Here is a 24,689-nt window from a genome sequence, read left to right on the forward strand (position 1 = left end):
TGTGTTAAGCCAAAAACCTGTTAAGGATATCTTTTTACAATTTCGTTTGATTGATCGTCCTCCTGATAAATTTTTCATTCATCATTGCACTTTTGGAGAAGGAAAAAATGTGTTTTGCAAAAAAGGCAAGCATTCTGTTTTCTTTTCCAGGAACAATAGAAAGCTGTTTGCCGAATTTTTCAATTGCCTCCATTGCTACTTCATCTGAACTCATGATTTTCACCTTTGATTTGGTCCAGTCAATTCCAGTTTTATCAGACATTGGAGTTTGGGTAACACCAGGAGAGAGGACTGAAACAGTTATACCTCTTGCTTTTAATTCCGCATGCAAGGATAAACCAAAATTTAAAATATACGATTTGGATGCTGCGTAATTGGCAAAATATGGACTTGGCATATGTCCTATTACGCTGGATATCAGTAAAATACCTCCTCGTCCTATGTTAACCATTCTTTGGCTGAAAATATGAGAAAGTGTCATGGTTGAAATTACATTCAGCTGCAATAGGCTGAGCTCCTTCTGAAAATCATTTTTAGGAAAAAATCCATTGTTTTCAAGCCCGGCTGAATGCACCAAAAGACCAATTTCAAACGCTTTGGTTTGATTTTCAATGGCTATAATATCTTCATGTTTCCTTAGGTCCGCAACTATTGTTTTAATATGAACTCCTGTGGATTTTTTAATCTCATTTGCAGTTTGGGTTAATGCTTCTGCGCCTCTGGCTACCAAAATGAGATTCAATCCTTTTCTTGCAACTTCGAATGCAATTGACTTTCCGATACCGGAACTGCCTCCGGTAATTAAAGCCCAGTCACCATAAAGATCTTTGAATGTTAGTGATTTCTTCATTTCTTTAATATAGAATTTGGTTTTACTTTCGTTTTGCAAGTAAAATTAAATTACTTTTAAAATGCAAGTGAAATACTGGAAATATGGATTATAAATTCAGATCCAACTGTCCGATCAGTTCAGTTTTGGACATAATTGGTGATAAATGGTCGTTGTTGATTCTCAGAGATTTGATGTTTGCGGGGAAGAAAACATTTGGAGAATTTTCCTCTTCAACAGAAAAAATTGCCACTAACATACTTACCGACCGACTGCAAACATTGGAACAAACGGGACTGATAACCAAGGGGAAACTGCCCGATAATAAAAAGACCAATATCTATAAGCTTACTGAAAAAGGAATAGATTTCCTGCCCATTCTGGTAGAAGTAATGTTATGGAGCAATAAGCACCTGAATGACCATGTTTCAGAAGAAAATCAAAAGGTGGCTGCAATGATTCAAAAAGATAAAGAGGCTTTTATTAAAGGTATGCGGTCACGCCTTGCCAGTAGCTGATATATTCCCAATCCAATTTGGTCTTTAATGATCTTCTTGTATTAAGTCCTCATCTTCCTGGTAATTGTATCCAATGCCAGCTTAAATAGTCGTATATTTAAAGTTCGAAAATTATCTATAATGTCTTTCAATTCTCTTGGTTTATCTCTGTCTTTAGTAAAAGCCATTGAACAACAGTACAAAACGGCCTATCCTATTCAACAACAAGCTATCCCCATAATTTTACAAGGAAAGGATGTTTTGGGAATAGCACAGACAGGCTCAGGTAAAACAGCAAGTTTTGTATTGCCTGTTTTAGATCTTTTGCAAAAGAAAATTCCTTCAAGAAATAGGTATATTAAAGTGCTGACTCTGGTGCCAACAAGAGAACTTGCAGTGCAGGTTGCAGAAGTATTTCAGCAGTTCAGTTCAGGTCTTCCTGAGAAAATAAAGACCTTGGCTGTTTACGGCGGAGTTTCTATAAATCCTCAGATGATGGCTATGAGTGGCACAGATATTCTTGTTGCAACTCCTGGTCGTTTGCTTGAGCTCATTGATAACAATGCTGTATTTCTATCCGATGTCAGAATATTGATTCTTGATGAAGCTGATAAAATGCTGAACCTGGGCTTTGAACAAGAAATGGATAAAGTATTTAAACTTCTTCCAAAGCAGCGTCAGACAATACTTTTTTCAGCAACATTAGGAGAGGCTGTTAATTCTATCAAGGAAAATCTGCTTAAGGACCCTGTTAGTATTGAAATTAAAAAAGATGAACAATCCGTAGAGCTTATAAAGCAATCGGCCTATCATGTTCATCCGGATAGGAAAGGAGTGTTGTTAAGATATCTTATAAAAAACCACAATATGCAACAGGTTCTGGTTTTCGTTTCTTCCAAAAAACGAGCAGATAATGTTGCTGTCAAGCTAAATAAAAATGGCATTGAAGCAGCAGCTTTTCATGGAGATAAAAGTCAGGGAGGACGTATGGATGCATTGAAGAAATTTAAGACAGGAAAGCTAAGAGTGCTGGTTGCTACAGACCTTGCTGCCAGAGGTATCGACATTCAGTTTCTTCCTTTTGTAATCAATTACGAGCTCCCGAGGTCACCAATAGATTACGTTCATCGAATAGGGAGGACGGGAAGAGCAGAATCTCCGGGGGAAGCCATTACTTTATTATGTGAAGAAGATAATCATCATTTTGGTGTCATTCAAAAAAAGATGAAGAAGCAGGTCCCCGTTATAGAAACCAATGATCTTGACCTTAAAGGTTATTGATGCCCCAATGGTTTTATCCATAAAGAATTTATTAAGAAATTAGAAATACCTTTACAGCATGTTTGAGATAGGAAAATTTAACAAATTAAGGGCTTTGAGGCTGACTCCCCCGGGAATGTTTTTGGGAAAAGACGGAGAAGAAGAGGTTGTTTTGCTGCCTCACAGATATATTCCTGCAGATCTGGTTGTGGATGGGGAAGTAGATGTTTTCATATACCTAGATTCTGAAGATAGGATTATCGCTACGACTCAGATACCTAAGGTTCAGCTTAATCAGTTTGCCTGCCTTGAGGTGAAAGATATAAACAGTGCCGGAGCATTTCTTGACTGGGGACTGGAAAAGGATCTTATGGTCCCCTTTGGCGAACAGAAAAAGAATATGAAGCGCGGCGAAAGCTATCTTGTTTATTTATTTCTTGATGAGGTGAGCAATCGTCTTGTTGCTACGAGCAAGATAGATCCATATTTGGAAAAAGAAAATATGGAACTGGAAGAAGAAGAAGAGGTCGATATACTCATTGGTGATTCTTCTGAAATCGGTGTAAACGTGATCATCAATAACCGTTATAAAGGATTGATTTATCACAATGAAATCTTTAAGAACATTTATCCGGGCGATAAGACTAAAGGTTATATCAAAGCAATTCGTGAAGATAACAAAATAGATGTAAGCCTTCAGCAACAAGGAGTTAAAAATATAGATCCTACCGCTGAATTCATCCTGCAAAAACTTAAAGCAAATGATGGATATCTTGATCTGAATGATGACAGCGATGCTGGTGAGATCATGGTCAGATTGCAGATGAGCAAGAAGTCTTTCAAAAAAGCTGTAGGGCTATTATATAAGAAAAGACTAATTGTACTGGAACAAGAAGGAATAAGATTGGCCAGATAAAAGGAGAGTATAAGTTTTTCACTTACAAAAGGATGCTTGTTTTCCCCTAGAGTTACTGTTATATTTGTAGGGAAAACCCCTAATTAACTTTACTATGAAACACACATTACTACTGTTAGTTTCAATGTTTGTCATTTGCATTGCAAATGCTCAGACAAAGGACTACCTCCAAGGCCACGGAAAAGAAGTTCAGGCAGTTATAAAAAATGAAAAAGGAGTCATAAGAGGATATGATTTCGGCGTTTCTGCTGAAACTGTAAGAAAGACAGAAGACGCTCAGTTCGTTGCAGATGGTAAGAACTTTATGATCTTTAAGAAAGAGATAGATAAGAATGAATATGCTGAAATTATCTATTATCTCGATGAACAGCAAAAAGTGAAGGGCTTTGGTATAGCATTCATCGAAAATATAAACTTAACATTTGAAGAGTCTTTGATTGATGATTTTCAAAAGTATTTTAATGAACGCTATGGTAAATTCGTTACCAATGACAAGAACGATGAGTTGTGGACTTCTAAAGATGGAGGATATGTAGTTGAAATGGGAGATTCTAGTGAAGGTGGTGATTTGATGGAGATTGAAATAGAAATTTATAAGAAATAGACCATTGATTTAGAATGCAGTTGCAGGAAAGAGCAGCTGCATTTTTTCAAGTGTTAAAGGCTTTTGAACCACTTTGAAATCGCCGAGCAGGCTTAGCTTTTCTTCTTCTCTGTTAAAATTAGTAAAAACAAGAACAGGTATTTTTTTATCCAGTCCGGATTTTTTCAGTTGATTTATAAATTCATATCCATCCATCACCGGCATATCAATATCAAGAAAAATTAATGAAGGAAGTTTCTCTGATACAAGTAAATGTCTGTACGCTTCAAGGCCATTGGTAAAGATTTTTACTTCTTTACAGAACTTCAATTTTAAAAGCAGCTTTTCTACAAGAAAGTTACTTATGGAATCATCATCAATTACAAATATCTGATCCATTATTCTGTATGACTAATTAATGTAGCAATATTACAAAATTGTTTTGTCAAAATGATACTTTAGTCGTTATTATTGCTTGCTTAGTCCTTTATTTGCTGATGATTGTAGAAACTTTCTACATGTTTTTAAATTTATTTTATTAAAGGAAAAAATGTAAAACGATAGAATTATTTCATTATCAGGTTGAAAAGTCTTACATCATATGAGTTAATGTCAAATAAGCCAATAGAGATTCAACAATGAATTTGATAATCAGATTTCTTAGTAAGATATTAGCTGAATAATAATAGCCCTCTTCATGAAAACCCTGGAAAGTAGAATATCTCAGGAAAGAATAAATAACGCATCAACAGTCATTGATCCTGTATTCCTAAATTCTCCTCAATACTTATGTGAATCATTGTCAGAAGTTCTTGAAACTAATATTTATTTAAAGGTTGAGATCCAGAACCCTGTTGGTTCATTTAAAGGCAGAGGTGCCGAATTGCTGGTAGCAAACCTGAAAGATGAAACAGAACTTATCTGTGCAAGTGCAGGAAACTTTGGCCAGGCAATGGCTTATTCCTGTCAGAAGAAAGGAATAGACCTTACTGTATTTGCAAGTTTTAATGCCAGCACAGCTAAAGTTAACCTTATGAGAAAGCTTGGGGCTAACGTTATTTTATTTGGTGATGATTTTGAAGGTGCTAAAGAAGGATCAAGATATTTTGCTAAAAGATCGGGTGTCAGAGTTATAGAAGACAGCCTTGATATAGACACTGTTGAAGGTGCCGGTACTATAGGAGTTGAACTTGCTGCTTTGCCGGAGAAATTAGATTATCTGTTGATTGCATTAGGCAATGGGTCTTTATTTAATGGTGTAGCAAGTGTATTTAAAAGCATTAGTCCTCAAACAAAAATGGTTGCCATTCAGGCTGAAGAAGCTTCTGCAATGATTGACTCATGGAAGAAAGGAGAGATAGTTATTCATCACAGAAAATTAAATACTGTTGCTGATGGTATTGCTGTGCGTGTACCAATTCCTCAGGCTCTTCAAGACATGAATGGATTAATTGATGAAGGATTTTTAGTGAAAGAGAAGAGTATCATAGAAGCTGTTAAACTGATCTACAAGCATACAGGTCTGAAGGTGGAGCCATCTTCTGCTGTAGGTATTGCTGCAGTTATGGAATATAAAAATAAGTTTAAGAACAAGAATGTCGGTGTGATCCTTTGCGGAGGCAATCTGACTGAAGAGCAGGAAAAGGAGTGGTTTTAAAGAATCATTCCTTCTCGAAATTTTTTTATCTATAATATTTGACTCGCTTTATTGAGAATCACTTGCTTACTGTACTTCGTTTTTTCTTTCAGAAAAGATACTCTATCTTTGCATTATCATAAAAGACAATTTTTTAAATAATTGAAGTCATGTAATTTCTTTTATTCCTCCTCTTTAAACACTCGCTGCTAAAAAATAGCAGTGCAGAATTCTATTATCCAAACAATTGATTTTACGGGATTTGCAGCAAACTGAAAAGCGCAATCGCCCTTTACTTTAATTTTACTTTTATGAGTCTTTCTAATAAATACGGAAGGACATATCATTATCCCTTTTCTCCTGGTACATCCAGCGACGACAGGATAAGCCATCATTATTGGAATGATATGTCCGTTATAAAACAGGTGGTCCATACAGAAAAACTGGATGGTGAAAACTCCTGCCTGAATAAATATGGTGTGTTTGCACGCTCACATGCTGCCCCTACGGTGCATCCATGGGCAAGGCATCTGCAACAGAAATGGGAATTGATCAAGAACGATCTGGGAGATCTGGAGATTTTTGGTGAAAATCTTTATGCCATTCATTCTATAAAATATGTAAACCTTCCTGAACACTTCTTTGTGTTTGGAGTAAGAGAACATGATCAATGGCTATCCTGGGAAGAGACTAAGTTCTATGCAGCAATGCTTGATTTTAGTACCGTACCTGAAATTAAAACAGTGAACCCTTCAAACGAAGAGGAGTTTAGAAAAGAAGTCCTTTCAATCGTATGTCAGCAAAGTGTATTCGGATCAGAAGATGTTCATACAAAATCGGCATGTACGATGGAGGGTCTGGTAACGCGCAATGCAGAAGGCTATACTGTTGACGCCTTTAAGAATAATGTATTCAAATATGTAAGAAAAGGACACGTAAAGACAGACGAACATTGGACGAGAAACTGGAAACGTGCGCCCTTATTAAGAGAGAAAGGAGACCGGTATGTGGAAGATCTTTAGTACATACGATTGGGATAAATTAAAATCAGAATTTGAATGGATCAGGGACATGCAGGGTGTCCCTCAGGATCCCATTTTTCATGGTGAAGGGGATGTTGAAGTCCATACAAGAATGGTTGCCGAAGCATTGACCAGTCTTGATGAATTCAAATCCCTTGATGAACAGAATCAGCATATTCTTTTTGCTTCAGCATTGTTACATGATGTCGAAAAAAGATCTACTACAGTCATTGAAGATGATGGAAGGATCACTTCGAAAGGGCATGCTAAAAAAGGTGAGATTACAGCCAGGAACATTTTGTATACGGAGATAGAGACTCCGTTTTTCATCAGAGAAGCAATAGCCAAACTTGTACGACATCATGGTTTGCCACTTTGGATATTTGAAAAGGAAGATCCAGTGAAAGCTGCGATCAGTGCGAGCCTTGAAGTGAATACAGAACACCTGGCTCTCCTGGCTCAGGCAGACGTGCTAGGAAGAGAATGCCCTGACAAAGATGAATTGCTTTATAAGATCGACTTGTTCAGAGAATTATGCAGAGAGCATGACTGCTTTGGTAAAGCAAAGCAGTTTCATGATAATCTCTCTAAGTTTTATTATTTAAGCAGAAAAGAAAGCGGAGCAGACTTTGTACCTTTTGATGATACGAAATTTGAAGTAATCATAATGGCTGGTATTCCCGGTGCAGGAAAGGATACTTATGTGAAAAAGCATTTCTCTGATCTGCCTGTGGTTTCGCTGGATGACATAAGACGCAGACTAAAGATTGCTCCAACAGATTCTAAAGGAAACGGAACGGTCATTCAGGCAGCAAAAGAAGCGGCGAAAGTTTATATGAGAGCAAGGAAATCTTTTGTGTGGAATGCCACTAATATCACTAGTTCCATGAGGGAACAGTTAATTGATCTGTTTACTTCTTATGGAGGCAGAGTGAAGATCATTTATATTGAAGTTCCTTATAAAGTTCTTGTGAAGCAAAATGAAAACAGGGAATATTCTGTGCCTTTAAATGTAGTACAGAGGATGATAATGAAGCTGGAAGTGCCTTCGGCAGTGGAGGCGCATGAGGTACTTTATATAGTTGGAAATTGAAATCTTAAATGGCGATATTTAAATGTCTGCATTGACTCTTTTATCTTCATCATTGACTCTTTTTGCTCCTTTGAATCTTTTCACCCAAACATTGACTCTTTCTACCGGAAAATTGATTCTTTTAGCACGAAAATTCACTCTAAAAGAGCGAAAATTCAGGGGGCACCCCTGAATTTTCGGGCAAATAGACTCAATTTTCGGGCAATAAGACTCAATTTTTGGGGTAAATGCTTTGATCTTGTCTTTAAAAGAATCAAACTCCAATCGCAGAGCCCCTGAAAATAAAAGAAGGAAAGCTTTTGCTTCCCCTCAGATTTAAAGGACTATTTAATTTATCCTTAATAAACATTCACCTTCATTCTTACTTGGTTTTCATCTTTATCAAAAATTAGCAAATATAATCCGGCAGGTATATTCTGAAATGAAAACTCCTGCTTTGCCTCTGAATCAAGCACTCCTTGTGCAATCTGATTTCCATTTGTATTCATTAGTTTCCACTGACCATTTTTAAATATTTCAGGAACTGCAACTTCAAAAGTGCCGTCATTTGGATTGGGATACAAGTCTATTTTTTCTTCTGAAGCCTTTTTTTTTACAGGACTAAGAATCTTTTCATCATAAATACTTTTTAAAGCATTCAATGAATACACAAGCGCAGAGTTGATATTAATAGCCACCTCGTTAGTCGGAGCGCTGCATTCATCATCGAGGTAGGTGAAGGCTGGTATAGTAGTAAGATAGGTGCAAAAGCTGAGATCATCATTATGGGGACCATTAACAATTAAACCAGGTACGGGCTCACTCACTCCATCTGCAAAGGAAATGCGATGATGAGGATGTTGAGGTGATTGAGTTCCAAAGCCTGTTACAAAGCAATAGTTCAATGGGTTCCTTCCGAGCAGGTAATCTATATTTGATAATGCTGTGTTGAAATACTCCTTATTCTCTGTAAGCTCATAAGCATGAAGCAAAATCATAGAATGGTTTGCTGCATTGGCATTGCTGTTCCAGCCAAAGTCCCAGGCCATAGCTCCAATAGAGGTACCATATGAAGATTTTTTGGCATATTCATTTAGAACAATAGCAAATGATATCAAACGGCTTTCTGCATGTTCGGCATCATAGGAAGAAAATTTGTCTTTATTTTTTAACAATGAAATAATTCCCATAAACTCCGTGTTCGACCATTTAGGCACTTCAACAGGCTTGTCAGGAAAATTTATTTTATTTAAATACTTCTGTTTTCCTGTTGCAATGTATAATTCTACCGAAGCCCAGAACCACTCATCCGCCCAGTCAATATTATAACTTTGCAAACCATAGTCACCTGTATGTACATCAGGATCATAGTTCTGGTTGATCAAATCCTGATCATATTGTTCGTCAGGATGAGCAAGAGCCCATTCCCATGCCTTTTCAGCCTGGGCAAGCCAGGAATTCGCAATGTCTGTTTTATATTCGGGAAATTGCCCGTATACCCTGCTGGCTTTTGTCAGCATAGAAGCAAAGTTCAGGGCAGCGGCAGTGGTTTTTTTTACAACATATCTCGGAGTAGTTGCATCTGTTGGCATTACCATGGGATCAAATTCGGCATTCGTAAGCTTATGATACACACCACCATCAACAGGGTCCTGCATAGACTGTATCCATTCTATTTCCCAGAGCGCTTCATCAAGTATATCGGGAAGATTATTAATGCTTTCGGGAATCGCTAAATTCAAAGTATTAGTCTCAGACCTGAAGTATTCCCATGATGAAAGCAGCTGCCATACTGATATTCCCGCGGGAACAACATACTTATTATAGTCTCCGGCATCATACCAGCCTTTAGGAGAAGAGATAATCGTGCCTTCCGGTCTTTCATCAGAAGCAGCTGAGGAATGAATGAGTACCTTATCATCAGGATGCCCTTTCGCACGGCTCCATTTTCCTCCATATGGCTCTGTTATGTCAATAGAAGCTCTGTTAAAATAAAAAGCCTTTATGGCAGCAGTTTGCAGATTATTTAAAACAGTGTCACTTATTGCAAAGTCAAAGGAAGCTTTTAATCCTTCGGCTAAAAGATAATAATGCCCTTCCTGTTCAAGTTCGGAAAAGTCAGCTTTTACAACTGATTCCTCAGAATATTGCCATTTTGAAGGTGCAGATGTAGTGTTCTTGAAAACAGGAACTCCTGTTGCCTTTTCTATAATTTGAAAATTAAGTCTTTTATTGGAAGGAATGATAGCAACTTTCGGTGATTTGATAAGATAGCCTAACTGATTTACTTTAGGCTGATAAACAACAGGATCATAAGGAAGCTTCACTGAATTAGAATCTCCGAAAATGATTTCGTCAATGTAAACCCATCCTGTATAATCGGGGCCGCCTCCATTGAGTATGATGGCTAATTTTACAATCTCTCTACTGTTGACAGTATCATTTGTCGGCCAGCTTTGTTTGAATTTATTAGTATAATCAAATGTGATCCATTGATATTCTTCACTTGGAGAAACGGAAATTTTTGGGCTATTGTCGTTCGTTTCTTTATTCGCCTTATCAAGTAACCTAAGTTCAAACTTTACAGGATATTGAGTTTTGACTTTTACATATACAAAAGGATTAAAGCTTAAATCTGTTTTAGGAAAATAGCCTACAAAATTTTCATAATTTGATCCCACAGCTTGAGCATCGATGTTCAGAATACCATCCGTATTTTTTACGGCGAAGTCCGGATGGCTATAGGAAGGTTTCCAGTCATTGCTGTTAAAATCGAGTTTGTAACCCTTAGATTGTGCGGTTGATTTATTATAAAGGAAACAAATGGACAGGATTAAAATCAATACGTTCTTTTGTATCATTTTAGTGTTTCTTTTTTTACACCAAATACTGAAAAGGGCCTTAAAATGACTTTGCATTTTGCCACAGAATCCTTCACAAAAGGGATTTATGAACGAATCAGGAGGTTTTTAACAGGTTTTTCCGGTATTCATTTGGCGAACACCCGAGATTTTCTTTAAACACTCTGTTAAAATGAGGAATATTAGCATAACCCACTTTGTAGGCAATATCGCTTACCTGTCTGTCTGTTTCAGTCAATAATCTGCAAGCCTCCTGAAGTCGGATTGTATTAAGGTATTTTTTTGCGGTGGTATTCAAAGTTGTTTTAAAAAGGGAGGTGATTTTATTTTCTGTCATCCCTAATTCTTTTTGTATTACTTCAGAATTAAGCTCTTCCCGATGATAGTTCTCAGCCATATACTGAATTAGTTTTTGTGCCTCCTCATCAGCGATGTTAGCTACATCAAGTTTTTGATAAGGAAATTGATTGACGGAAGGGGTCTTCTGCTTCAATTTTTTATAAAGGAAAACCATGCCATAAAATAGAAAAGTAAAGGAAGCTATAATAGTAATAGGCAACCGGTTGTCCTTTCCTGCTTTTACATAAGACACTTTAATTCTTTCCCTTACTCCCGTTTTCAATAATTGGCAATTTTGTATGGAAAAAGAAGGAACCTGGGAATAATCCGGCTGACCAACTTTGTCTTCATTCACCTGCCACTTGGTAAACCACCAGCTTGGCGTCTTAAACTTGCTAATGTATAGTTTGTAAATTTTTTGATCAGAAGAATAATCAATTTCCTGTTCCATTTGACGATAGCTCACTGCGTCTTTAGAAGTGGAAAATCCGGGTACATTTACAAGAATGTGAATAGGAATCCTTTTAGAGTTATCAGCTTCTATTTCGATTTCCAGGTAATCAAAACCTGAAAGGTCCACAAATCCTGATTCCGGGAAAATAGAAACACCAAGGTATGGATAAGGAGCTCCATTATTTAAGGTGTATTCAAATAGAAGTTTATGATCTGTGGTATCAAGGAAATGAAGCTCCGAATTACCGTGATCATTAGGCTTGTCACTATAAGAAGAGACCTTCATTGTGGGATAAATCATCCAGTCTGACTGATATGAAAAATACATTGAAACAACTGCTGCAATCAAGGGAAGTAGCAGCAGCTGTTTGGCAAACTTTCCTTTAGAAGGAATTATCTTTTTCATTGTCAGGATTAAAGTAGCAATTTATATATTTTTGACTTAAGAAGATTAACGGGAATTTAAATGCGGAGATTATATTTCTCTGATTGAATTACTCTATGAATATTAATATGATGGAAGTTTACGAGGATATGCTTGGACAGAAGATTGTTCTTAACAAACCTGTAAAAAGGATTGTGAGTCTTGTTCCTTCAGTTACAGAATTTTTATTCGATATAGGTTTGGGAAATGAAGTGGTCGGAGTGACCAGATTCTGCAAATATCCTGATGCGGTTTCTGATAAACTGAAAGTTGGAGGGACAAAAAATGTTGACATTGATAAGATAGATTCCCTTGCTCCGGATCTGATCATTGCGAATAAAGAAGAAAATGAAAAGCCAGCAATAGATGAATTACAGAAAAGATATCCGGTATGGGTTGGTGAAGTAAAGACTATTGATGACGCATTTGTAATGATGAATAATTTAGGGGTATTAACAGGAAAAGTTAATAACGCGACAAATTTGATAACAGGAATTAAAGATTCCATCTCTGCATTCAAATCCTCAACAAATCTTCGGGCATGTTACCTTATCTGGAAAAAACCATTTATGACAGTAGGAGGAGATACTTTTATCAATTCTATGATGGAAAAGGCCGGTTTTGAAAATGTATTTAAAGACAGGACTAGATATCCCATAACAGATTTAGATGAAATTATGGCTCTTTCGCCGGATGTAATTCTGTTATCTTCAGAACCTTATTTTTTTAAGGAAAAAGACAAGGTGGAGATAGAACAACTCTGCTCCGGACAGACCGTTAAACTCATTAACGGGGAGATTTTTTCCTGGTATGGAAGCAGAATGAGATTAGCATCAGATTATTTCAAATCTTTGTTTAAGTCCTGACAATGAAAAGAATTACATTTGTTTTTTTACTGTTAATGCTCTCCAGACTCAGTTTTAGTCAGGTTATAGATCCAAAGGCTAAGACTTTGTATGAAAGTGGAAACCAGAAGCTAAAAGAAGGGAAATTTCAGGAATCGGTTGATGATTTTACTGCAGCAATAGCAATTCAACCGGATTATCAGGAAGCTTTGCTTGGAAGAACAGAGGCAAATGATAAACTGGGTAACAACTTCCAATCCATGGAAGATCTTGACAAGCTAACCAAGCTAAACCCCAAAAACGCAGATTATTTTTTCCGAAAAGCAAAACTGAAATCTAAGATCGGTCTGGATGATGAAGCTTTGTTGGATTACTCCCAGCTCATCATGATTGATCCAAAGCATTTTTCTGCATTATATGAAAGAGGAATTTTGTATAATCTTATGGGGATGTATGAAGAGGCTTTTATTGATTTTAAAAAATGCAGCGAAATAAAGCCTACAGCAGAGATATTATATACACTAGGAGTACTTAGCTATAGGTTGGGAAGAGATTCGGATGCCGTTAATTATTTTACCAAATCGATCACCTTCGATAGTCAAAATAAGAACTATTTCATCTATCGTGCAAAGGCTAATAACAGGCTTGGGAATTATAATCAGGCTATGGCAGATGTGAAGATTGCAATGAAACTTTCCCCTGAAGATGCAGAGGTATATTTCATTCTCGGAATGACATATCAGTATCTGAGAGATTTTACAAATGCACTCGCAGCATTGGATAAAGCAATTATGATCAAGAAAGATGAATTTGATTTTTACTTTTTCAGAGCTTCAATCAGAACAAATCTTGGAAATTTGCAGGCAGCAATAGAAGATTATGACCAAAGTTCTAAACTAATGCCTGATAAAATGGATGTTTATTTAAACAGAGGTAATCTATATATGAAGTTGAATAATTTTGATAAAGCAGAATCCGATTACACTAAATATCTTGAACTCAATCCGGGAAATTTTTCACTATATCAAAAACGTGCTGAAGCAAATATTGGGAGAGGCAAATTCAGAGAAGCAGTAAACGATCTTAACACTCTGATAGAAATAAGATCTTCAAGTGCTCAAGCGCATTATTTAAGAGGAGTAGCAAAGCTTAATCTGAATGAAAAAGAAGAAGCCTGTAAAGATCTAACCAAGTCAATTGAGTTAGGATCTTCACAGGCTTCAGAGTTGATCAAAGCAAATTGCAATTGATCAGATATTTATTGAGGATTAGAAACTAAATCCTGCTTTTTCCAGATCATCCCAGAAGTGAGGATAAGATTTTTCTACTACTCCAGGGTTTTCAATCTTAATTGGTCCCAATACAGCCAGAGGAGCAAAAGCTAGAGCCATACGGTGATCTTCATAAGTTTCAACTTCCTGACCGTTTACTTCGAAGTCTCCTTTTACAATTTTGTATACAGAGTTTTCTTCTACTTCAACCAGGTCGCTTCCGAATTTTTTAAGTTCGTTCTGAAGAGCGGTGATTCTGTCAGTTTCTTTTATTCTAAGGCTTTCAAGACCTGTCAATGTAAGCTCAATACCTTTAGCTGCAGCAATTACAGCGATAGTTTGAGCAAGATCAGGATTGTCAGAGAAGTCTAGTGATTCAACGCCTTTTACTTCCTGGCTTTCAAGAGAGATACCTTCTTCAAGGTATGTTGTTTTTACTCCTAAAAGATCCATAAAATCAGCAATTTTGCTGTCGCCCTGGATTGAACCATATTTGTAGCCGCTTAGCTCAATTTTAGCATCAGGTGCTAAAGCAGCTATAGCATACCAGTAGCTCGCAGCAGACCAGTCAGATTCCACTGTATAATCAGCAGGGATAAATTCCTGATTTTTGATTGTAATGTAATTGCCTTCCCATTCGCTTTCTATTCCAAAATGGAAAAGAAGATCTAGAGTCATTTCGATGTATGGTTTAGAGCTTACTTTTCCTGTAAGTTCAAGAACCAGACCGTTTGGAAGCAGAGGAGCGATCATCAGAAGAGCAGAAATATACTGGCTGCTAACATCGCCTCTGATCTGAATTCTGTTATTTTCAGCCTTTTCTTTATCGAAACCTGCAATTTTAATAGGAGGGAAACCTTCTTTTCCTTCATACTCAATTTCAGCACCAAGTTGTCTTAGTGCGTCTACCAGAATTCCAATAGGTCTTTCCTTCATTCTTTTTGTACCTGTAAGTACTACTTCTTTTCCGGTTACTGCGCTATATGCAGTAAGGAATCTCATAGTAGTGCCGGCATCAAGCACGTCAAACACATCATCTTCTGATTTAAGAAGGTTAATTAACGTTTGCGTATCTCTGGCATTTGAAAGGTTTTCGAGTTTTGCAGAACCACCTGCAAGTGCATTAATAACCAATACACGGTTACTTTCGCTCTTCGAAGCAGGAGGGTTGATTGCAACTTCAATAGTTTGAGATAGTTTGTTGATGCTTAGAACATTTTCCTGAGCAGAAGGAGAGATTTGTTCTGTCTGCGTAATTTCAGGCTGAACTTGAGAAATTACTTCAGTAGTTACTTTTTTAGTTGCAGGCTTTTTAGCGACTGTCTTTTTAGCAACAGCTTTTTTAGCAACAGTCTTTTTAGCGACTGTCTTCTTAGCAACAGCCTTTTTAGCGACTACTGCTTTTTTAGCTACAGTTTTCTTAGCTACCGCCTTTTTAGCAACAACAGCTTTTTTAGCTGTAGTTTTTTTAGCAACAGCTTTTTTGCTAACGGCCTTTTTGGAAACTGCTTTCTTAGCAACAGCTTTTTTGCCAGCCACCTTTTTGCCAACTGCTTTTTTTGCTGTAGCTTTTTTAGCTACTGCTTTTTTTACAGCTGCTTTTTTACCGGTCACTTTTTTAGCTACTGCTTTTTTACCTGCTGCTTTCTTAGCAACTGATTTTTTAGCAGTAGTTTTTTTAGATGCAACCTTTTTGGTGGCAGCTTTTTTGCCGGTAGCTTTTTTAGCAGCAGCTTTCTTAGCCACTGTTTTTTTAGCGGTGGTCTTTTTGCTTACAGCTTTCTTAGCTGTAGCCTTTTTCGCAGCTGCTTTCTTCGCGGTAGCTTTCTTGCCCGCTGCTTTTTTTACGGCTGCTTTCTTGGCCATTGTTTTAGCTTTCAGTTTCTTTTTTGCCATTTTTATAAAGAATAAAAACGAATTGAATCCATTATGTCTTTAAATGTGAGAGGATGATTATAGGTTGAATGCCCTATCGGGTTTAATAAGGAACCTAGTATTTCATCTTGCTCATTTTTTTTGTCCTGCAAAGTTAAAGGTAGAATTTTTTCCGAATCGTATTCAAAAATTTCTGTTTTTCCAAAAATTGCAATGATATAATTTTTTATTTCATTCAGTTCCTGTTGCGAAATAAAGCCTTTTTTCATTGATATATAAGCCTCGCAAATCATTCCTATTGCAATTGCCTCGCCATGCAGCAATTTTTTGTGAGGTATATTCAGAAAGTAGCTTTCTATCGCATGGCCGATTGTGTGGCCAAAGTTCAGAATTTTTCTCAGTCCTTTTTCCTCCGGATCTTCTTCTGTAACTTTTTTCTTTATCAGCACTGAATGTTCTACAAGGTTTTGCCACTCTTGCTGAGCAAGACTCTTTTGTCTTATCTCTTCCCACTTGCTCTTGTCAGCTATGAGTGTATGTTTTATTATTTCTGCAAACCCGGAACGTAGTTCATTGTTTGGTAAAGTCTTTAGAAAAATAGTATCGATAAGCACTGCATCAGGAATACGAAAGACTCCTATATGATTTTTGAACAGATGAAAATCAATACCTAATTTGCCTCCTACACTTGCATCCACTTGTGCCAGAAGGGTGGTAGGCACTTGCACAAATGATATTCCTCTTTTGTATGTAGCAGCACAAAATCCGCCCATATCCCCAATGACGCCCCCGCCAAGGTTGATAAGCAATGCTTTTCTGTCGAGTCTAAGGTCTGTGAGCTTATCCCAAATGTACTCACAAGTGCGCAAATTCTTTTGCTCTTCACCGCTTTTTATTACAATTATTTGTTCTTCCGGCAGGTTCAGGCCTAAGAGAGGAAAACAATATTTGTATGTATTTTCATCTGCAAGCAATACAATTCTAGAAAATTTTCTTTCTCTTAAAAACTTGTTCAGTTCTTCTCTGATGCTTGTTGTGATGACTACTAATTGGTTGCTCATGAATTTTAAACTTATGAGTTAAGGTTTCTCTGACTAAAAGATTCGATCCAAAATCTTTTGAAAAGCTCTGCTTAGCTTGATTTTATAGGGGAGGCAGAGGTATGTTCTAAAGAAAAATTCGGATTCTTACTCAGGTGCACCTTAACACAAGTACAAAAATAAACCCGCAAAGTTAATAACCTTGCGGGTTTAAAGATTTTTTTTCACAAAGGCATTGAAGTTGAAAACAATGCCTCAAGTAAAAAACTAGAATTAAGCTTTTGAAGCGACAGCTTTCATGATCTCTGTCTGCTTTCTGATGCTTTCTTCGTGAATGATTTTATAGATTTCTATAATGTATTCAGGATTCAGACTCATCTTGGTAGCAAGATCAGCTCTGTTCTTCATGATGTCATCCCATCTCTTAACCTGATAGGTAGTCACATTATTTTCTCTCTTGTATTCGCCGATTTTCTCAACTATAGCCATTCTCGCAGCAAGTACTTCTATAAGTTCTCTGTCAAGATTGTCTATTTTCTTTCTTAAATCATCAAGATGATCGTTGAAATCCTTGTCAGAAGAAGAGTCTTTTCTAACTTTCAATTCAGAAAGAATTTCCTCAAGTCTGGCAGGAGTTACTTGCTGATCTGCATCACTCCATGCTTTCTCAGGTGTGATGTGAGTTTCGATCATCAAACCATCAAAGTTAAGGTCAAGAGCCTTCTGAGAAATTTCAAATATAAGATCTCTTTTTCCTCCGATGTGGCTAGGATCACAGATAATAGGAATCTGTGGAGCTATTCTTCTTAGTTCGATAGGAATCTGCCACATTGGAATATTTCTGAATTTTGATTTATCAGATGTTGCAAATCCTCTATGGATAGCTGCAAGGTCTCTTATACCCGCTCTATATAGTCTTTCGAATGCTCCGATCCACAATGGAAGTTCAGGGTGAGTTGGGTTTTTAACCAAAACCGCAACATTCTTCACACCTTGAAGTGCATCAGCCATCTCCTGTACAGAGAATGGACTTACAGTTGTTCTGGCACCGATCCAAAGCACGTCAATTCCGTATTTCAGAGCTTCTTCAACATGTTGGGTATTTGCTACTTCAGTTCCTACTGGTATGCCAAGTTCTTTTTTTACGTCGGCAAGCCATTTCAAACCTTCTGCACCTGCACCTTCGAAGCTGTTAGGTCTTGTTCTGGGTTTCCAGATACCTGCCCTAAGTACATCTACTTTTCCAAGGTCTTTTAACAGTTTCGCAGTTGCCATTAACTGTTCAGGTGTTTCAGCACTGCAAGGCCCTGCAATGACAAGTGGTTTGCCCTTTACTTTTGCCCACTTCTCTAAGGGATTTACTTGTAAGTTAACTTCCATAATTTTTTTCTAAGAATAAATTAGACCAACAATTCATTGTCCATTGTCGTTCTTATCTAACGTATGGACAATCACAACCTTGTATCTTTTGACGACACTTCGGCAGCTTTTTCTTCCCGTCCTGATCGTGAGCTAAAAAAAATGAATTTCTTATTCACAATTATGGGGATGGGTAAGTTAACAAAGATAGGCAGTTATTTTGTAAAAAGTGCATTAAAATGGAAACTTCCTGTTAAAAAAGTAATAAAAACTACTCTTTTTAATCATTTCTGTGGAGGGGAAAATCTGGACGAATGCAAAAATGCAATCGATAAGCTGAGTTTTTCCGGAATTAAAACAATTCTGGACTATGCAGTGGAAGGTGAAAGCTCAATGGCTGCTTATGATCATACAATGGACGTGCTTCGAAGGTCTATAGATTTAGCGGCTTCAGATAAGAATATCCCGTTTGTTGTATTTAAAATGACAGCACTATGCCGTCTCTCCATATTAGAAAAAACTCAAAGTGGGATTGAATTAAATTTTACTGAAAAGGAGGAATTCTCACATTTCAATCAAATGGTAGAAAAAATTGCAGCTTATGCCTCTGATGCAGGAGTCAGAATTATGGTTGACGCAGAGGAAAGCTGGATTCAGGATACTATTGATGCCGTTACATTGAAATTAATGAACCATTACAACAAAAATAATGCTTTAATTTATAGGACCTTTCAGATGTACAGGGTTGATATGCCTTATCTTTTAAGAGATGCTTTAAAATCGTCAAAGGAAAGTGGTTATAAACTAGGGATAAAACTTGTGCGAGGGGCTTATATGGAAAAGGAGCGCAAAAGGGCTTCGGATTTAGGGTATCCTTCTCCAATTTTTCCCACTAAGGAGGAAACAGATCAGGCATTTAATGAAGCGCTTGAGTTTTGCCTTAATAATCTCAATTATATATCAATTGTTTCAGGAAGTCACAATGAGCATAGTAATTTACTTCAAACGAAAATTATGTCTTCGATGAAATTAAATAATAATGATGACAGAGTCTATTTTGCCCAGCTTTATGGCATGGGTGATCATATTTCCTTTAATTTGTCAAGGAAAAGTTTCAATGTTGGAAAGTACTTGCCATTTGGGCCATTAGAGGCTGTGATGCCTTATTTACTCAGACGGGCGGAAGAAAATAAATCCATTAAAGGCCAGTCTGGACGCGAGCTTTCACTTATTCGGAAAGAAATCGAAAGAAGAAAAATCCAGCCTTGATTAAATTTGCTGTAATTGATCTACTTTTTCACCTTTCCCTAATAGAGTTTTAAGGATTTTTTTAGCATTAAAAAACTGAGATTTGGAAGTCCCTTCTGAAATTTGCATCAATTCACTGATTTCTTTGTGAGAATATCCTTCTATCACAAAAAGATTAAATACCATTCTGGACCCCTCTGGCAGCTGGTGGATTACAGTCATCAATTCTTCTCCTGACATTTTCTCAATAACATCATCATCAGTGAACACAGGCAAATTAAATGATTCAGGTTCTGATAGAGAAGATAAGTATTTTCTTTTGCGAAATTCTTTGATGGCATTATTGGTAATAATGCGACGCATCCAACCTTCTATGGAGCCTTTTTCTTCAAATGAGTGAAGGCTTTGAAATATTTTAATCATCGACTCCTGAAACAGGTCTTCTGCATCTTCTCTGCAGGAAGAGTACCTGAGGCAAACAGTCATAAGTTTTTTTGAATATAGCTTAAAAAGTGCTTCCTGTGCAATAGAGTCGTTTTTCTTACATCCTCTTATAATTTCCTCTATAGACAGGTGCATACTTGAAATTAGGTATTGCTTAGGTTTTTGAATTTAAACATTAAACTAATACTTGTTTCTTTTTGAAACAAGTATTAGTGGGAATTTATTAAAGATTGTACGAGTTATTCATGAAAAGGATTTATTGGCATTATATTTTTTTAATATGTTGCTTTAAGAAACAATTTGGTTGTTTTTGTGGTACAAATTGTTTAAATAGTAACTATGGATGGCGTAAATTTTTATAAAGTGTTAAAAGAGTTGAGGTTGGAAGAAAACCTTACTCAGGAAGATATTTCCAATCTTCTACATATAGATAGGAGTAACATCGCCAATTACGAAAGAGGAAAGCGCCTTCCTTCGATAGAATCCTTAATAAAAATTGCAGAATTTTTTAATGTTTCATTGGATCATCTTATTCTCGGGAAGCGATTCGGGGCTGAAAAAGGAGAAGATGGAGAAATTTATTCTCAGGAAACAATCCGTGAACTGATGGCTGATAATACTGCGCTTATGGAGGAACAGCTTCGTCTTTCTGAAATAGTAACTCAAAAAGAGGAAGAAATCAAGATTTTGAAAAATTATCTGAATTCAGTAAAGGAATATAATAGTTTTTTGGAGGGTAAAATTAATTCCATTGAAAATCAAATAATAAAGGGTGTAGCTGAGTGAAATTTAAACCTTCCCTTCCGTAATCAGGTTAAACTTTTAGATAATTTGGAAAGGGAAGATATTATGAAATGGTTGTTTGGATTAATTGCTTTCTTGGGTATTTCAGTATTTTCATATGGTCAGGGAGAAGCGGCGAAGGAGCAGGAAGAAGATGTCTCTATAAGTTGCGCCTGGGTAGATAATGAAAATATTGTTTGCTTTGCAGTACCTGAGGGAGAAGGGGGGGCGACAGATTCCTTAAATCAAGACGGGGTTGAAGTGGAAGAGGAAGTTATTCCTAAAGAAACTCCAATTCCTAACTCAAATTCTAAAAGGGATGATGGAGGAAGCAATAGTAATGTTGTTGTGGAGAAAAGAAAAATTCGCCTTTAGAAGCTAAGCTTGTATTTATTACAAATTATAAAAAAAGGCGGCTCTTAATAAGAGCCGCCTTTTTATTATTTTAATGTATAATATTAAACATTCTTAGAGCTTGCTTTAGCAGCATAGTACTCTCTGTTCATTGTTGCAATTGTATCTTGAGAAATTTCTTTCGGGCATTCTACAGAACAAGCTCCGGTATTAGTGCAAGCACCAAATCCTTCCGCTTCCATTTGAGCTACCATTTTTTCAACTCTTGCTGCTCTTTCTACTTGTCCTTGAGGCAATAGGGCTAACTGAGTGATTTTCGCAGCAACGAAAAGTGAAGCTGATGCATTTTTACAGGATGCTACGCATGCTCCGCAACCTATACAAGTAGCAGCATCAAAAGCGGCATCTGCATCTACTTTAGAAATTGGAATCGCATTGGCGTCAGGAACACCTCCAGTGTTTACAGAAACGAATCCACCCGCATTGATAATTCTGTCAAATGCACCTCTGTCTACTACAAGGTCCTTTACAACCGGGAATGCAGAAGCTCTCCATGGTTCTACGACGATCGTATCCCCATCTTTGAAGCTACGCATATGGAGCTGACAGGTAGTGATACCCGTTTTTGGTCCGTGCGCCCTTCCATTAATATACATACTGCACATACCACAGATACCTTCGCGGCAGTCATGGTCAAAAGCGATAGGCTCATCTCCTTTGCTTATAAGGTCCTCGTTCAGAACGTCGAACATTTCAAGGAAAGACATGTCTGGAGATACGTCTTTTACATTGTAAGAGACCATCTTGCCTTCAGATTTAGAATTTTTCTGACGCCAGACTTTTACAGTTAAGTTCATTGTTCCGCTCATTATTTGTAACTTCTCTGGGTTAATTTAACAGTTTCAAACTTTAGGTTTTCTTTGTGAAGCTCTTCTGCCTTATCCTCTCCTTTAAACTCCCAGGCTGCAACATAGGCATAGTTTTCATCATCTCTTCTCGCTTCGTTTTCTTCAGTCTGATATTCTTCTCTGAAGTGTCCTCCGCATGATTCATTTCTATTCAGGGCATCTTCCACCATCAATGCTCCAAGTTCTATAAAGTCAGCAACTCTTCCTGCTTTCTCAAGGCTTTGATTTAGTTCTTCACCTTCCCCAAGAACTTTAACGTTTTTCCAGAAATCTTCTTTTAATTCCTTTATTAATCCTTTAGCTTTTGTAAGACCTTCAGCATTTCTAGCCATTCCGCAGTAATCCCACATGATTTTACCAAGTTCTCTGTGGTAATGCGTTACGCTTTTAGTTCCTTTTATGGAAAGGAATTTTTTCGTTAATGCTTTAACTTTATCTTCAGCTTCTTTAAAAGCCGGGTGATTTTTATCAACTGGTTTAGTACCTAAACCAGCAAGGTAATCTCCCACAGTATAAGGAATTACGAAGTAACCATCTGCAAGTCCCTGCATCAGTGCACTGGCTCCCAGTCTGTTCGCACCGTGATCTGAGAAGTTAGCTTCTCCAAGGGCATAAAGTCCAGGAATGGTTGTCATAAGATTGTAATCAACCCAAAGTCCACCCATGGTATAGTGAACAGCAGGATAAATACGCATTGGAGATTTGTACGGATTTTCTCCGGTAATCTGAGCATACATGTCAAACAGGTTACCATATTTAGCACGTACTGAATTTTCTCCAAGTCTCTTTATAGCGTCGGCAAAATCAAGATAAACAGCAAGGCCACTTGAACCTACGCCTTTGTCAGCGTCACACTGCTCTTTTGCATTTCTTGAAGCCACATCCCTTGGAACCAGGTTTCCGAAAGATGGGTATTTTCTTTCAAGGAAGTAATCTCTTTCATCTTCAGGTATTTCCGAAGGATTTCTTTTGTCTCCTACTTTTTTAGGAACCCAAACTCTTCCGTCATTTCTTAAGCTTTCACTCATCAAAGTCAGTTTTGACTGATGATCTCCAGAAACTGGAATACATGTAGGGTGAATCTGTGTAAAGCAAGGGTTAGCAAAGAATGCTCCTTGTTTATGAGCTCTCCATGCTGCCGTTACATTAGAACCTTGTGCATTTGTCGAAAGGTAGAATACGTTTCCATATCCACCAGTACACAGAAGTACCGCATGGCCTGCATGTGATGTGATTTCTCCGGTAACAAGATCTCTTGTAACTATACCTTTTGCAGCTCCATCAATCATTACTAAATCCAGCATTTCTGTTCTGGAGTACATTTTAACTTTACCCAGACCGATTTGTCTTGATAATGCGCTGTATGCTCCAAGAAGTAATTGCTGACCAGTTTGCCCTCTAGCATAAAATGTTCTTGAAACCTGAGCTCCTCCGAACGATCTGTTATCTAACAACCCTCCATATTCTCTTGCAAAAGGCACTCCCTGAGCAACGCATTGGTCAATTATATTTACACTGACTTCTGCAAGTCTGTAAACGTTTCCTTCTCTTGCTCTATAATCTCCTCCTTTTACAGTATCATAGAATAATCTGAATATGCTATCACCATCATTTTGATAGTTTTTTGCAGCATTGATACCACCTTGTGCTGCAATACTGTGTGCTCTTCTTGGACTATCCTGAAAACAGAATGCTTTTACATTATAACCAAGTTCCGCAAGAGTAGCTGCGGCAGAAGCTCCGGCCAAACCGGTTCCGACCACTATAATATCATATTTTCTTTTATTAGCAGGGTTTACAAGCTTCAGATTGAATTTATGCTTGGTCCATTTCTCTGCTACAGGTCCTTCAGGAATTTTAGAATCTAATTTCGTCATATCAATTATGTGGACTATCTGATGAAACAAATATAAAGTGGTATAGCTGCAAATCCTGCAGGAACAAGTATTGCGAAAGCTGTTCCCAATTTTTTGATGAACGGAGTATATTTAGGATGTCTCAGTCCCAAAGTCTGGAATGCACTTTGGAAACCGTGGTTAAGGTGAAAAGCAAGAAGAACCATTGCTGCAACATAAAATAGCGTATAAGGAACATTGCCAAATGTAATGATTGCATCATCATAAATGGTTGTAGTTGCAGAATGGGTTATTTTGTGAGGCACAAAAAATGACTTCAGGTGTACGATAAGAAAGATCAAAACCATTGATCCTGACAATCCCATGTTTCTTGAAAACCAGCTGCTGTTTGCAGAAGCATTGTTGTAAGCATATCCCTGAGGACGGGCCTTTTTGTTCTTTGCAGTAATAATTGCCGCATAGATAATGTGTACAATGAAGCCTCCGAAAAGGATATACTCTGCTGCCTGTATCACGGGATTGGTTTTCATGAATTCCGCGTAGGCGTTAAAATCAGCTCCATCACTTTTCAGGAGTAGCAGATTACTGAGAAGATGTTCTAACAGGAACGAGATCAGAAAAAGACCTGTTAAAGACATTATCAGTTTTTGACCAAGGTTTCCGGACAAAGCCTTACTTAACCAGCCCATAATTTAATAGTGTTTTTTTAGTTTTAAATTAATATTAACTTGCCCAAAGTTACATTCGGGAATTTTAGTATGCAATGCAATTTTTTGCATTTTTTGTCATATTTCAAACATTATTCGATTTCCGT

At 37.2% G+C, this 24,689-nt stretch carries 23 protein-coding genes; 12 read left to right on the plus strand and 11 right to left on the minus strand.

Translation table 11 applies throughout. The features are described 5' to 3' along the window. Positions 1-34: 34 nt before the first annotated feature. Positions 35-850: an SDR family NAD(P)-dependent oxidoreductase gene (locus K350_RS29825; protein ID WP_156027130.1), complete on the minus strand. Its 816-nt coding sequence runs from the start codon at positions 848-850 to the stop codon at positions 35-37. A gap of 83 nt (positions 851-933) precedes the next feature. On the opposite strand from K350_RS29825, the gene K350_RS0121255 reads away from it, so the two are divergent. The 4 genes from K350_RS0121255 to K350_RS0121270 all read left to right on the plus strand — a co-directional run bounded on the left by K350_RS0121255 (position 934) and on the right by K350_RS0121270 (position 4,106). Next, a complete protein-coding gene (locus tag K350_RS0121255; protein ID WP_028981621.1) occupies positions 934-1,347 on the plus strand; it encodes a winged helix-turn-helix transcriptional regulator in 414 nt (137 codons plus the stop codon). 120 nt (positions 1,348-1,467) lie between these two features. Further along, positions 1,468-2,607 (plus strand): DEAD/DEAH box helicase, encoded by a 1,140-nt coding sequence (locus tag K350_RS0121260; protein WP_028981622.1) that lies wholly within the window; start codon positions 1,468-1,470, stop codon positions 2,605-2,607. Positions 2,608-2,665: 58 nt separating this feature from the next. Then, positions 2,666-3,502 (plus strand): CvfB family protein, encoded by an 837-nt coding sequence (locus K350_RS0121265; RefSeq protein WP_028981623.1) that lies wholly within the window; start codon positions 2,666-2,668, stop codon positions 3,500-3,502. A gap of 94 nt (positions 3,503-3,596) precedes the next feature. Next, a complete protein-coding gene (locus tag K350_RS0121270) occupies positions 3,597-4,106 on the plus strand; it encodes a hypothetical protein (RefSeq protein WP_156027132.1) in 510 nt (169 codons plus the stop codon). Positions 4,107-4,115: 9 nt separating this feature from the next. Here the strand turns inward: K350_RS0121270 and K350_RS0121275 are convergent, their stop codons facing one another. Then, a complete protein-coding gene (locus K350_RS0121275; protein ID WP_028981625.1) occupies positions 4,116-4,484 on the minus strand; it encodes a response regulator in 369 nt (122 codons plus the stop codon). Between the two features lie 298 nt (positions 4,485-4,782). Between K350_RS0121275 and K350_RS0121280 the strand changes: the two genes are divergently transcribed. From K350_RS0121280 to K350_RS0121290, 3 genes are all read left to right on the plus strand, one after another. After that, positions 4,783-5,742, plus strand: a complete 960-nt coding sequence (locus K350_RS0121280; RefSeq protein WP_028981626.1) for a threonine ammonia-lyase — start codon at positions 4,783-4,785, stop codon at positions 5,740-5,742. Between the two features lie 290 nt (positions 5,743-6,032). Further along, on the plus strand, positions 6,033-6,743 hold the full coding sequence (locus tag K350_RS0121285; RefSeq protein ID WP_028981627.1) for an RNA ligase family protein: 711 nt from the start codon (positions 6,033-6,035) through the stop codon (positions 6,741-6,743). Continuing rightward, positions 6,727-7,836: an AAA family ATPase gene (locus tag K350_RS0121290; RefSeq protein WP_028981628.1), complete on the plus strand. Its 1,110-nt coding sequence runs from the start codon at positions 6,727-6,729 to the stop codon at positions 7,834-7,836. Before K350_RS0121285 ends, K350_RS0121290 begins: the two co-directional genes overlap by 17 nt. A 338-nt stretch (positions 7,837-8,174) precedes the next feature. Here K350_RS0121290 and K350_RS31545 read toward each other — a convergent pair whose 3' ends face one another. Together K350_RS31545 and K350_RS0121310 are read right to left on the minus strand one after the other, a co-directional pair. Continuing rightward, entirely contained in the window at positions 8,175-10,676 is a 2,502-nt protein-coding gene (locus K350_RS31545; RefSeq protein WP_162144198.1) for a glycoside hydrolase family 9 protein, read from the minus strand. A gap of 97 nt (positions 10,677-10,773) precedes the next feature. Continuing rightward, on the minus strand, positions 10,774-11,874 hold the full coding sequence (locus K350_RS0121310) for a helix-turn-helix domain-containing protein (protein ID WP_028981630.1): 1,101 nt from the start codon (positions 11,872-11,874) through the stop codon (positions 10,774-10,776). 107 nt (positions 11,875-11,981) lie between these two features. Between K350_RS0121310 and K350_RS0121315 the strand changes: the two genes are divergently transcribed. Both K350_RS0121315 and K350_RS0121320 read left to right on the plus strand, forming a co-directional pair. Then, positions 11,982-12,758, plus strand: a complete 777-nt coding sequence (locus K350_RS0121315) for a helical backbone metal receptor (protein ID WP_162144199.1) — start codon at positions 11,982-11,984, stop codon at positions 12,756-12,758. Between the two features lie 2 nt (positions 12,759-12,760). After that, on the plus strand, positions 12,761-13,987 hold the full coding sequence (locus tag K350_RS0121320; protein WP_028981632.1) for a tetratricopeptide repeat protein: 1,227 nt from the start codon (positions 12,761-12,763) through the stop codon (positions 13,985-13,987). Between the two features lie 18 nt (positions 13,988-14,005). Here the strand turns inward: K350_RS0121320 and aroA are convergent, their stop codons facing one another. The 3 genes from aroA to K350_RS0121335 form a co-directional block, all read right to left on the minus strand. Further along, positions 14,006-15,904 carry a 3-phosphoshikimate 1-carboxyvinyltransferase gene (aroA, locus tag K350_RS32125; protein WP_081671096.1) on the minus strand — a complete coding sequence of 633 codons (1,899 nt, stop codon included), beginning with the start codon at positions 15,902-15,904 and terminating at the stop codon, positions 14,006-14,008. A gap of 2 nt (positions 15,905-15,906) precedes the next feature. Then, positions 15,907-16,944: a 3-dehydroquinate synthase gene (gene aroB, locus K350_RS0121330; RefSeq protein ID WP_028981633.1), complete on the minus strand. Its 1,038-nt coding sequence runs from the start codon at positions 16,942-16,944 to the stop codon at positions 15,907-15,909. Between the two features lie 252 nt (positions 16,945-17,196). Further along, positions 17,197-18,303 carry a chorismate mutase gene (locus tag K350_RS0121335; RefSeq protein WP_028981634.1) on the minus strand — a complete coding sequence of 369 codons (1,107 nt, stop codon included), beginning with the start codon at positions 18,301-18,303 and terminating at the stop codon, positions 17,197-17,199. A 63-nt stretch (positions 18,304-18,366) separates the two neighbouring features. Here K350_RS0121335 and K350_RS0121340 point away from each other — a divergent pair, with 63 nt between their 5' ends. Continuing rightward, positions 18,367-19,551, plus strand: a complete 1,185-nt coding sequence (locus K350_RS0121340; RefSeq protein WP_028981635.1) for a proline dehydrogenase family protein — start codon at positions 18,367-18,369, stop codon at positions 19,549-19,551. Here K350_RS0121340 and K350_RS0121345 read toward each other — a convergent pair whose 3' ends face one another. Then, entirely contained in the window at positions 19,552-20,109 is a 558-nt protein-coding gene (locus K350_RS0121345; RefSeq protein WP_051313460.1) for an RNA polymerase sigma factor, read from the minus strand. Positions 20,110-20,313: 204 nt separating this feature from the next. On the opposite strand from K350_RS0121345, the gene K350_RS31550 reads away from it, so the two are divergent. Both K350_RS31550 and K350_RS0121355 read left to right on the plus strand, forming a co-directional pair. After that, entirely contained in the window at positions 20,314-20,760 is a 447-nt protein-coding gene (locus tag K350_RS31550; RefSeq protein ID WP_051313463.1) for a helix-turn-helix domain-containing protein, read from the plus strand. Between the two features lie 63 nt (positions 20,761-20,823). After that, positions 20,824-21,132, plus strand: a complete 309-nt coding sequence (locus tag K350_RS0121355) for a hypothetical protein (RefSeq protein WP_028981637.1) — start codon at positions 20,824-20,826, stop codon at positions 21,130-21,132. Positions 21,133-21,215: 83 nt separating this feature from the next. Here the strand turns inward: K350_RS0121355 and K350_RS0121360 are convergent, their stop codons facing one another. Genes K350_RS0121360 through K350_RS0121370 form a run of 3 tightly spaced genes read right to left on the minus strand, consistent with a single transcriptional unit; the run spans position 21,216 to position 24,564 of the window. After that, positions 21,216-21,968: a succinate dehydrogenase/fumarate reductase iron-sulfur subunit gene (locus K350_RS0121360; RefSeq protein WP_028981638.1), complete on the minus strand. Its 753-nt coding sequence runs from the start codon at positions 21,966-21,968 to the stop codon at positions 21,216-21,218. A gap of 11 nt (positions 21,969-21,979) precedes the next feature. Continuing rightward, positions 21,980-23,896 carry a fumarate reductase/succinate dehydrogenase flavoprotein subunit gene (locus tag K350_RS0121365; protein ID WP_037576551.1) on the minus strand — a complete coding sequence of 639 codons (1,917 nt, stop codon included), beginning with the start codon at positions 23,894-23,896 and terminating at the stop codon, positions 21,980-21,982. Positions 23,897-23,910: 14 nt separating this feature from the next. Beyond that, the gene (locus tag K350_RS0121370) at positions 23,911-24,564 is read right to left on the minus strand and encodes a succinate dehydrogenase cytochrome b subunit (protein ID WP_028981640.1); all 654 of its coding nucleotides are present in this window, start codon (positions 24,562-24,564) and stop codon (positions 23,911-23,913) included. Between the last annotated feature and the right edge of the window lie 125 nt (positions 24,565-24,689).

It is taken from the genome of Sporocytophaga myxococcoides DSM 11118 (genome assembly GCF_000426725.1).
Classification (GTDB): domain Bacteria; phylum Bacteroidota; class Bacteroidia; order Cytophagales; family Cytophagaceae; genus Sporocytophaga; species Sporocytophaga myxococcoides.

Coding starts and splice junctions, on each gene's coding strand:
- K350_RS29825 (WP_156027130.1), bottom strand. CDS start 850: ATGAAGAAATCACTAACATTCAAAGATCTTTATGGTGACTGGGCTTTA.
- K350_RS0121255 (WP_028981621.1), top strand. CDS start 934: ATGGATTATAAATTCAGATCCAACTGTCCGATCAGTTCAGTTTTGGAC.
- K350_RS0121260 (WP_028981622.1), top strand. CDS start 1,468: ATGTCTTTCAATTCTCTTGGTTTATCTCTGTCTTTAGTAAAAGCCATT.
- K350_RS0121265 (WP_028981623.1), top strand. CDS start 2,666: ATGTTTGAGATAGGAAAATTTAACAAATTAAGGGCTTTGAGGCTGACT.
- K350_RS0121270 (WP_156027132.1), top strand. CDS start 3,597: ATGAAACACACATTACTACTGTTAGTTTCAATGTTTGTCATTTGCATT.
- K350_RS0121275 (WP_028981625.1), bottom strand. CDS start 4,484: ATGGATCAGATATTTGTAATTGATGATGATTCCATAAGTAACTTTCTT.
- K350_RS0121280 (WP_028981626.1), top strand. CDS start 4,783: ATGAAAACCCTGGAAAGTAGAATATCTCAGGAAAGAATAAATAACGCA.
- K350_RS0121285 (WP_028981627.1), top strand. CDS start 6,033: ATGAGTCTTTCTAATAAATACGGAAGGACATATCATTATCCCTTTTCT.
- K350_RS0121290 (WP_028981628.1), top strand. CDS start 6,727: ATGTGGAAGATCTTTAGTACATACGATTGGGATAAATTAAAATCAGAA.
- K350_RS31545 (WP_162144198.1), bottom strand. CDS start 10,676: ATGATACAAAAGAACGTATTGATTTTAATCCTGTCCATTTGTTTCCTT.
- K350_RS0121310 (WP_028981630.1), bottom strand. CDS start 11,874: ATGAAAAAGATAATTCCTTCTAAAGGAAAGTTTGCCAAACAGCTGCTG.
- K350_RS0121315 (WP_162144199.1), top strand. CDS start 11,982: ATGATGGAAGTTTACGAGGATATGCTTGGACAGAAGATTGTTCTTAAC.
- K350_RS0121320 (WP_028981632.1), top strand. CDS start 12,761: ATGAAAAGAATTACATTTGTTTTTTTACTGTTAATGCTCTCCAGACTC.
- aroA (WP_081671096.1), bottom strand. CDS start 15,904: ATGGCAAAAAAGAAACTGAAAGCTAAAACAATGGCCAAGAAAGCAGCC.
- aroB (WP_028981633.1), bottom strand. CDS start 16,944: ATGAGCAACCAATTAGTAGTCATCACAACAAGCATCAGAGAAGAACTG.
- K350_RS0121335 (WP_028981634.1), bottom strand. CDS start 18,303: ATGGAAGTTAACTTACAAGTAAATCCCTTAGAGAAGTGGGCAAAAGTA.
- K350_RS0121340 (WP_028981635.1), top strand. CDS start 18,367: ATGGACAATCACAACCTTGTATCTTTTGACGACACTTCGGCAGCTTTT.
- K350_RS0121345 (WP_051313460.1), bottom strand. CDS start 20,109: ATGCACCTGTCTATAGAGGAAATTATAAGAGGATGTAAGAAAAACGAC.
- K350_RS31550 (WP_051313463.1), top strand. CDS start 20,314: ATGGATGGCGTAAATTTTTATAAAGTGTTAAAAGAGTTGAGGTTGGAA.
- K350_RS0121355 (WP_028981637.1), top strand. CDS start 20,824: ATGAAATGGTTGTTTGGATTAATTGCTTTCTTGGGTATTTCAGTATTT.
- K350_RS0121360 (WP_028981638.1), bottom strand. CDS start 21,968: ATGAACTTAACTGTAAAAGTCTGGCGTCAGAAAAATTCTAAATCTGAA.
- K350_RS0121365 (WP_037576551.1), bottom strand. CDS start 23,896: ATGACGAAATTAGATTCTAAAATTCCTGAAGGACCTGTAGCAGAGAAA.
- K350_RS0121370 (WP_028981640.1), bottom strand. CDS start 24,564: ATGGGCTGGTTAAGTAAGGCTTTGTCCGGAAACCTTGGTCAAAAACTG.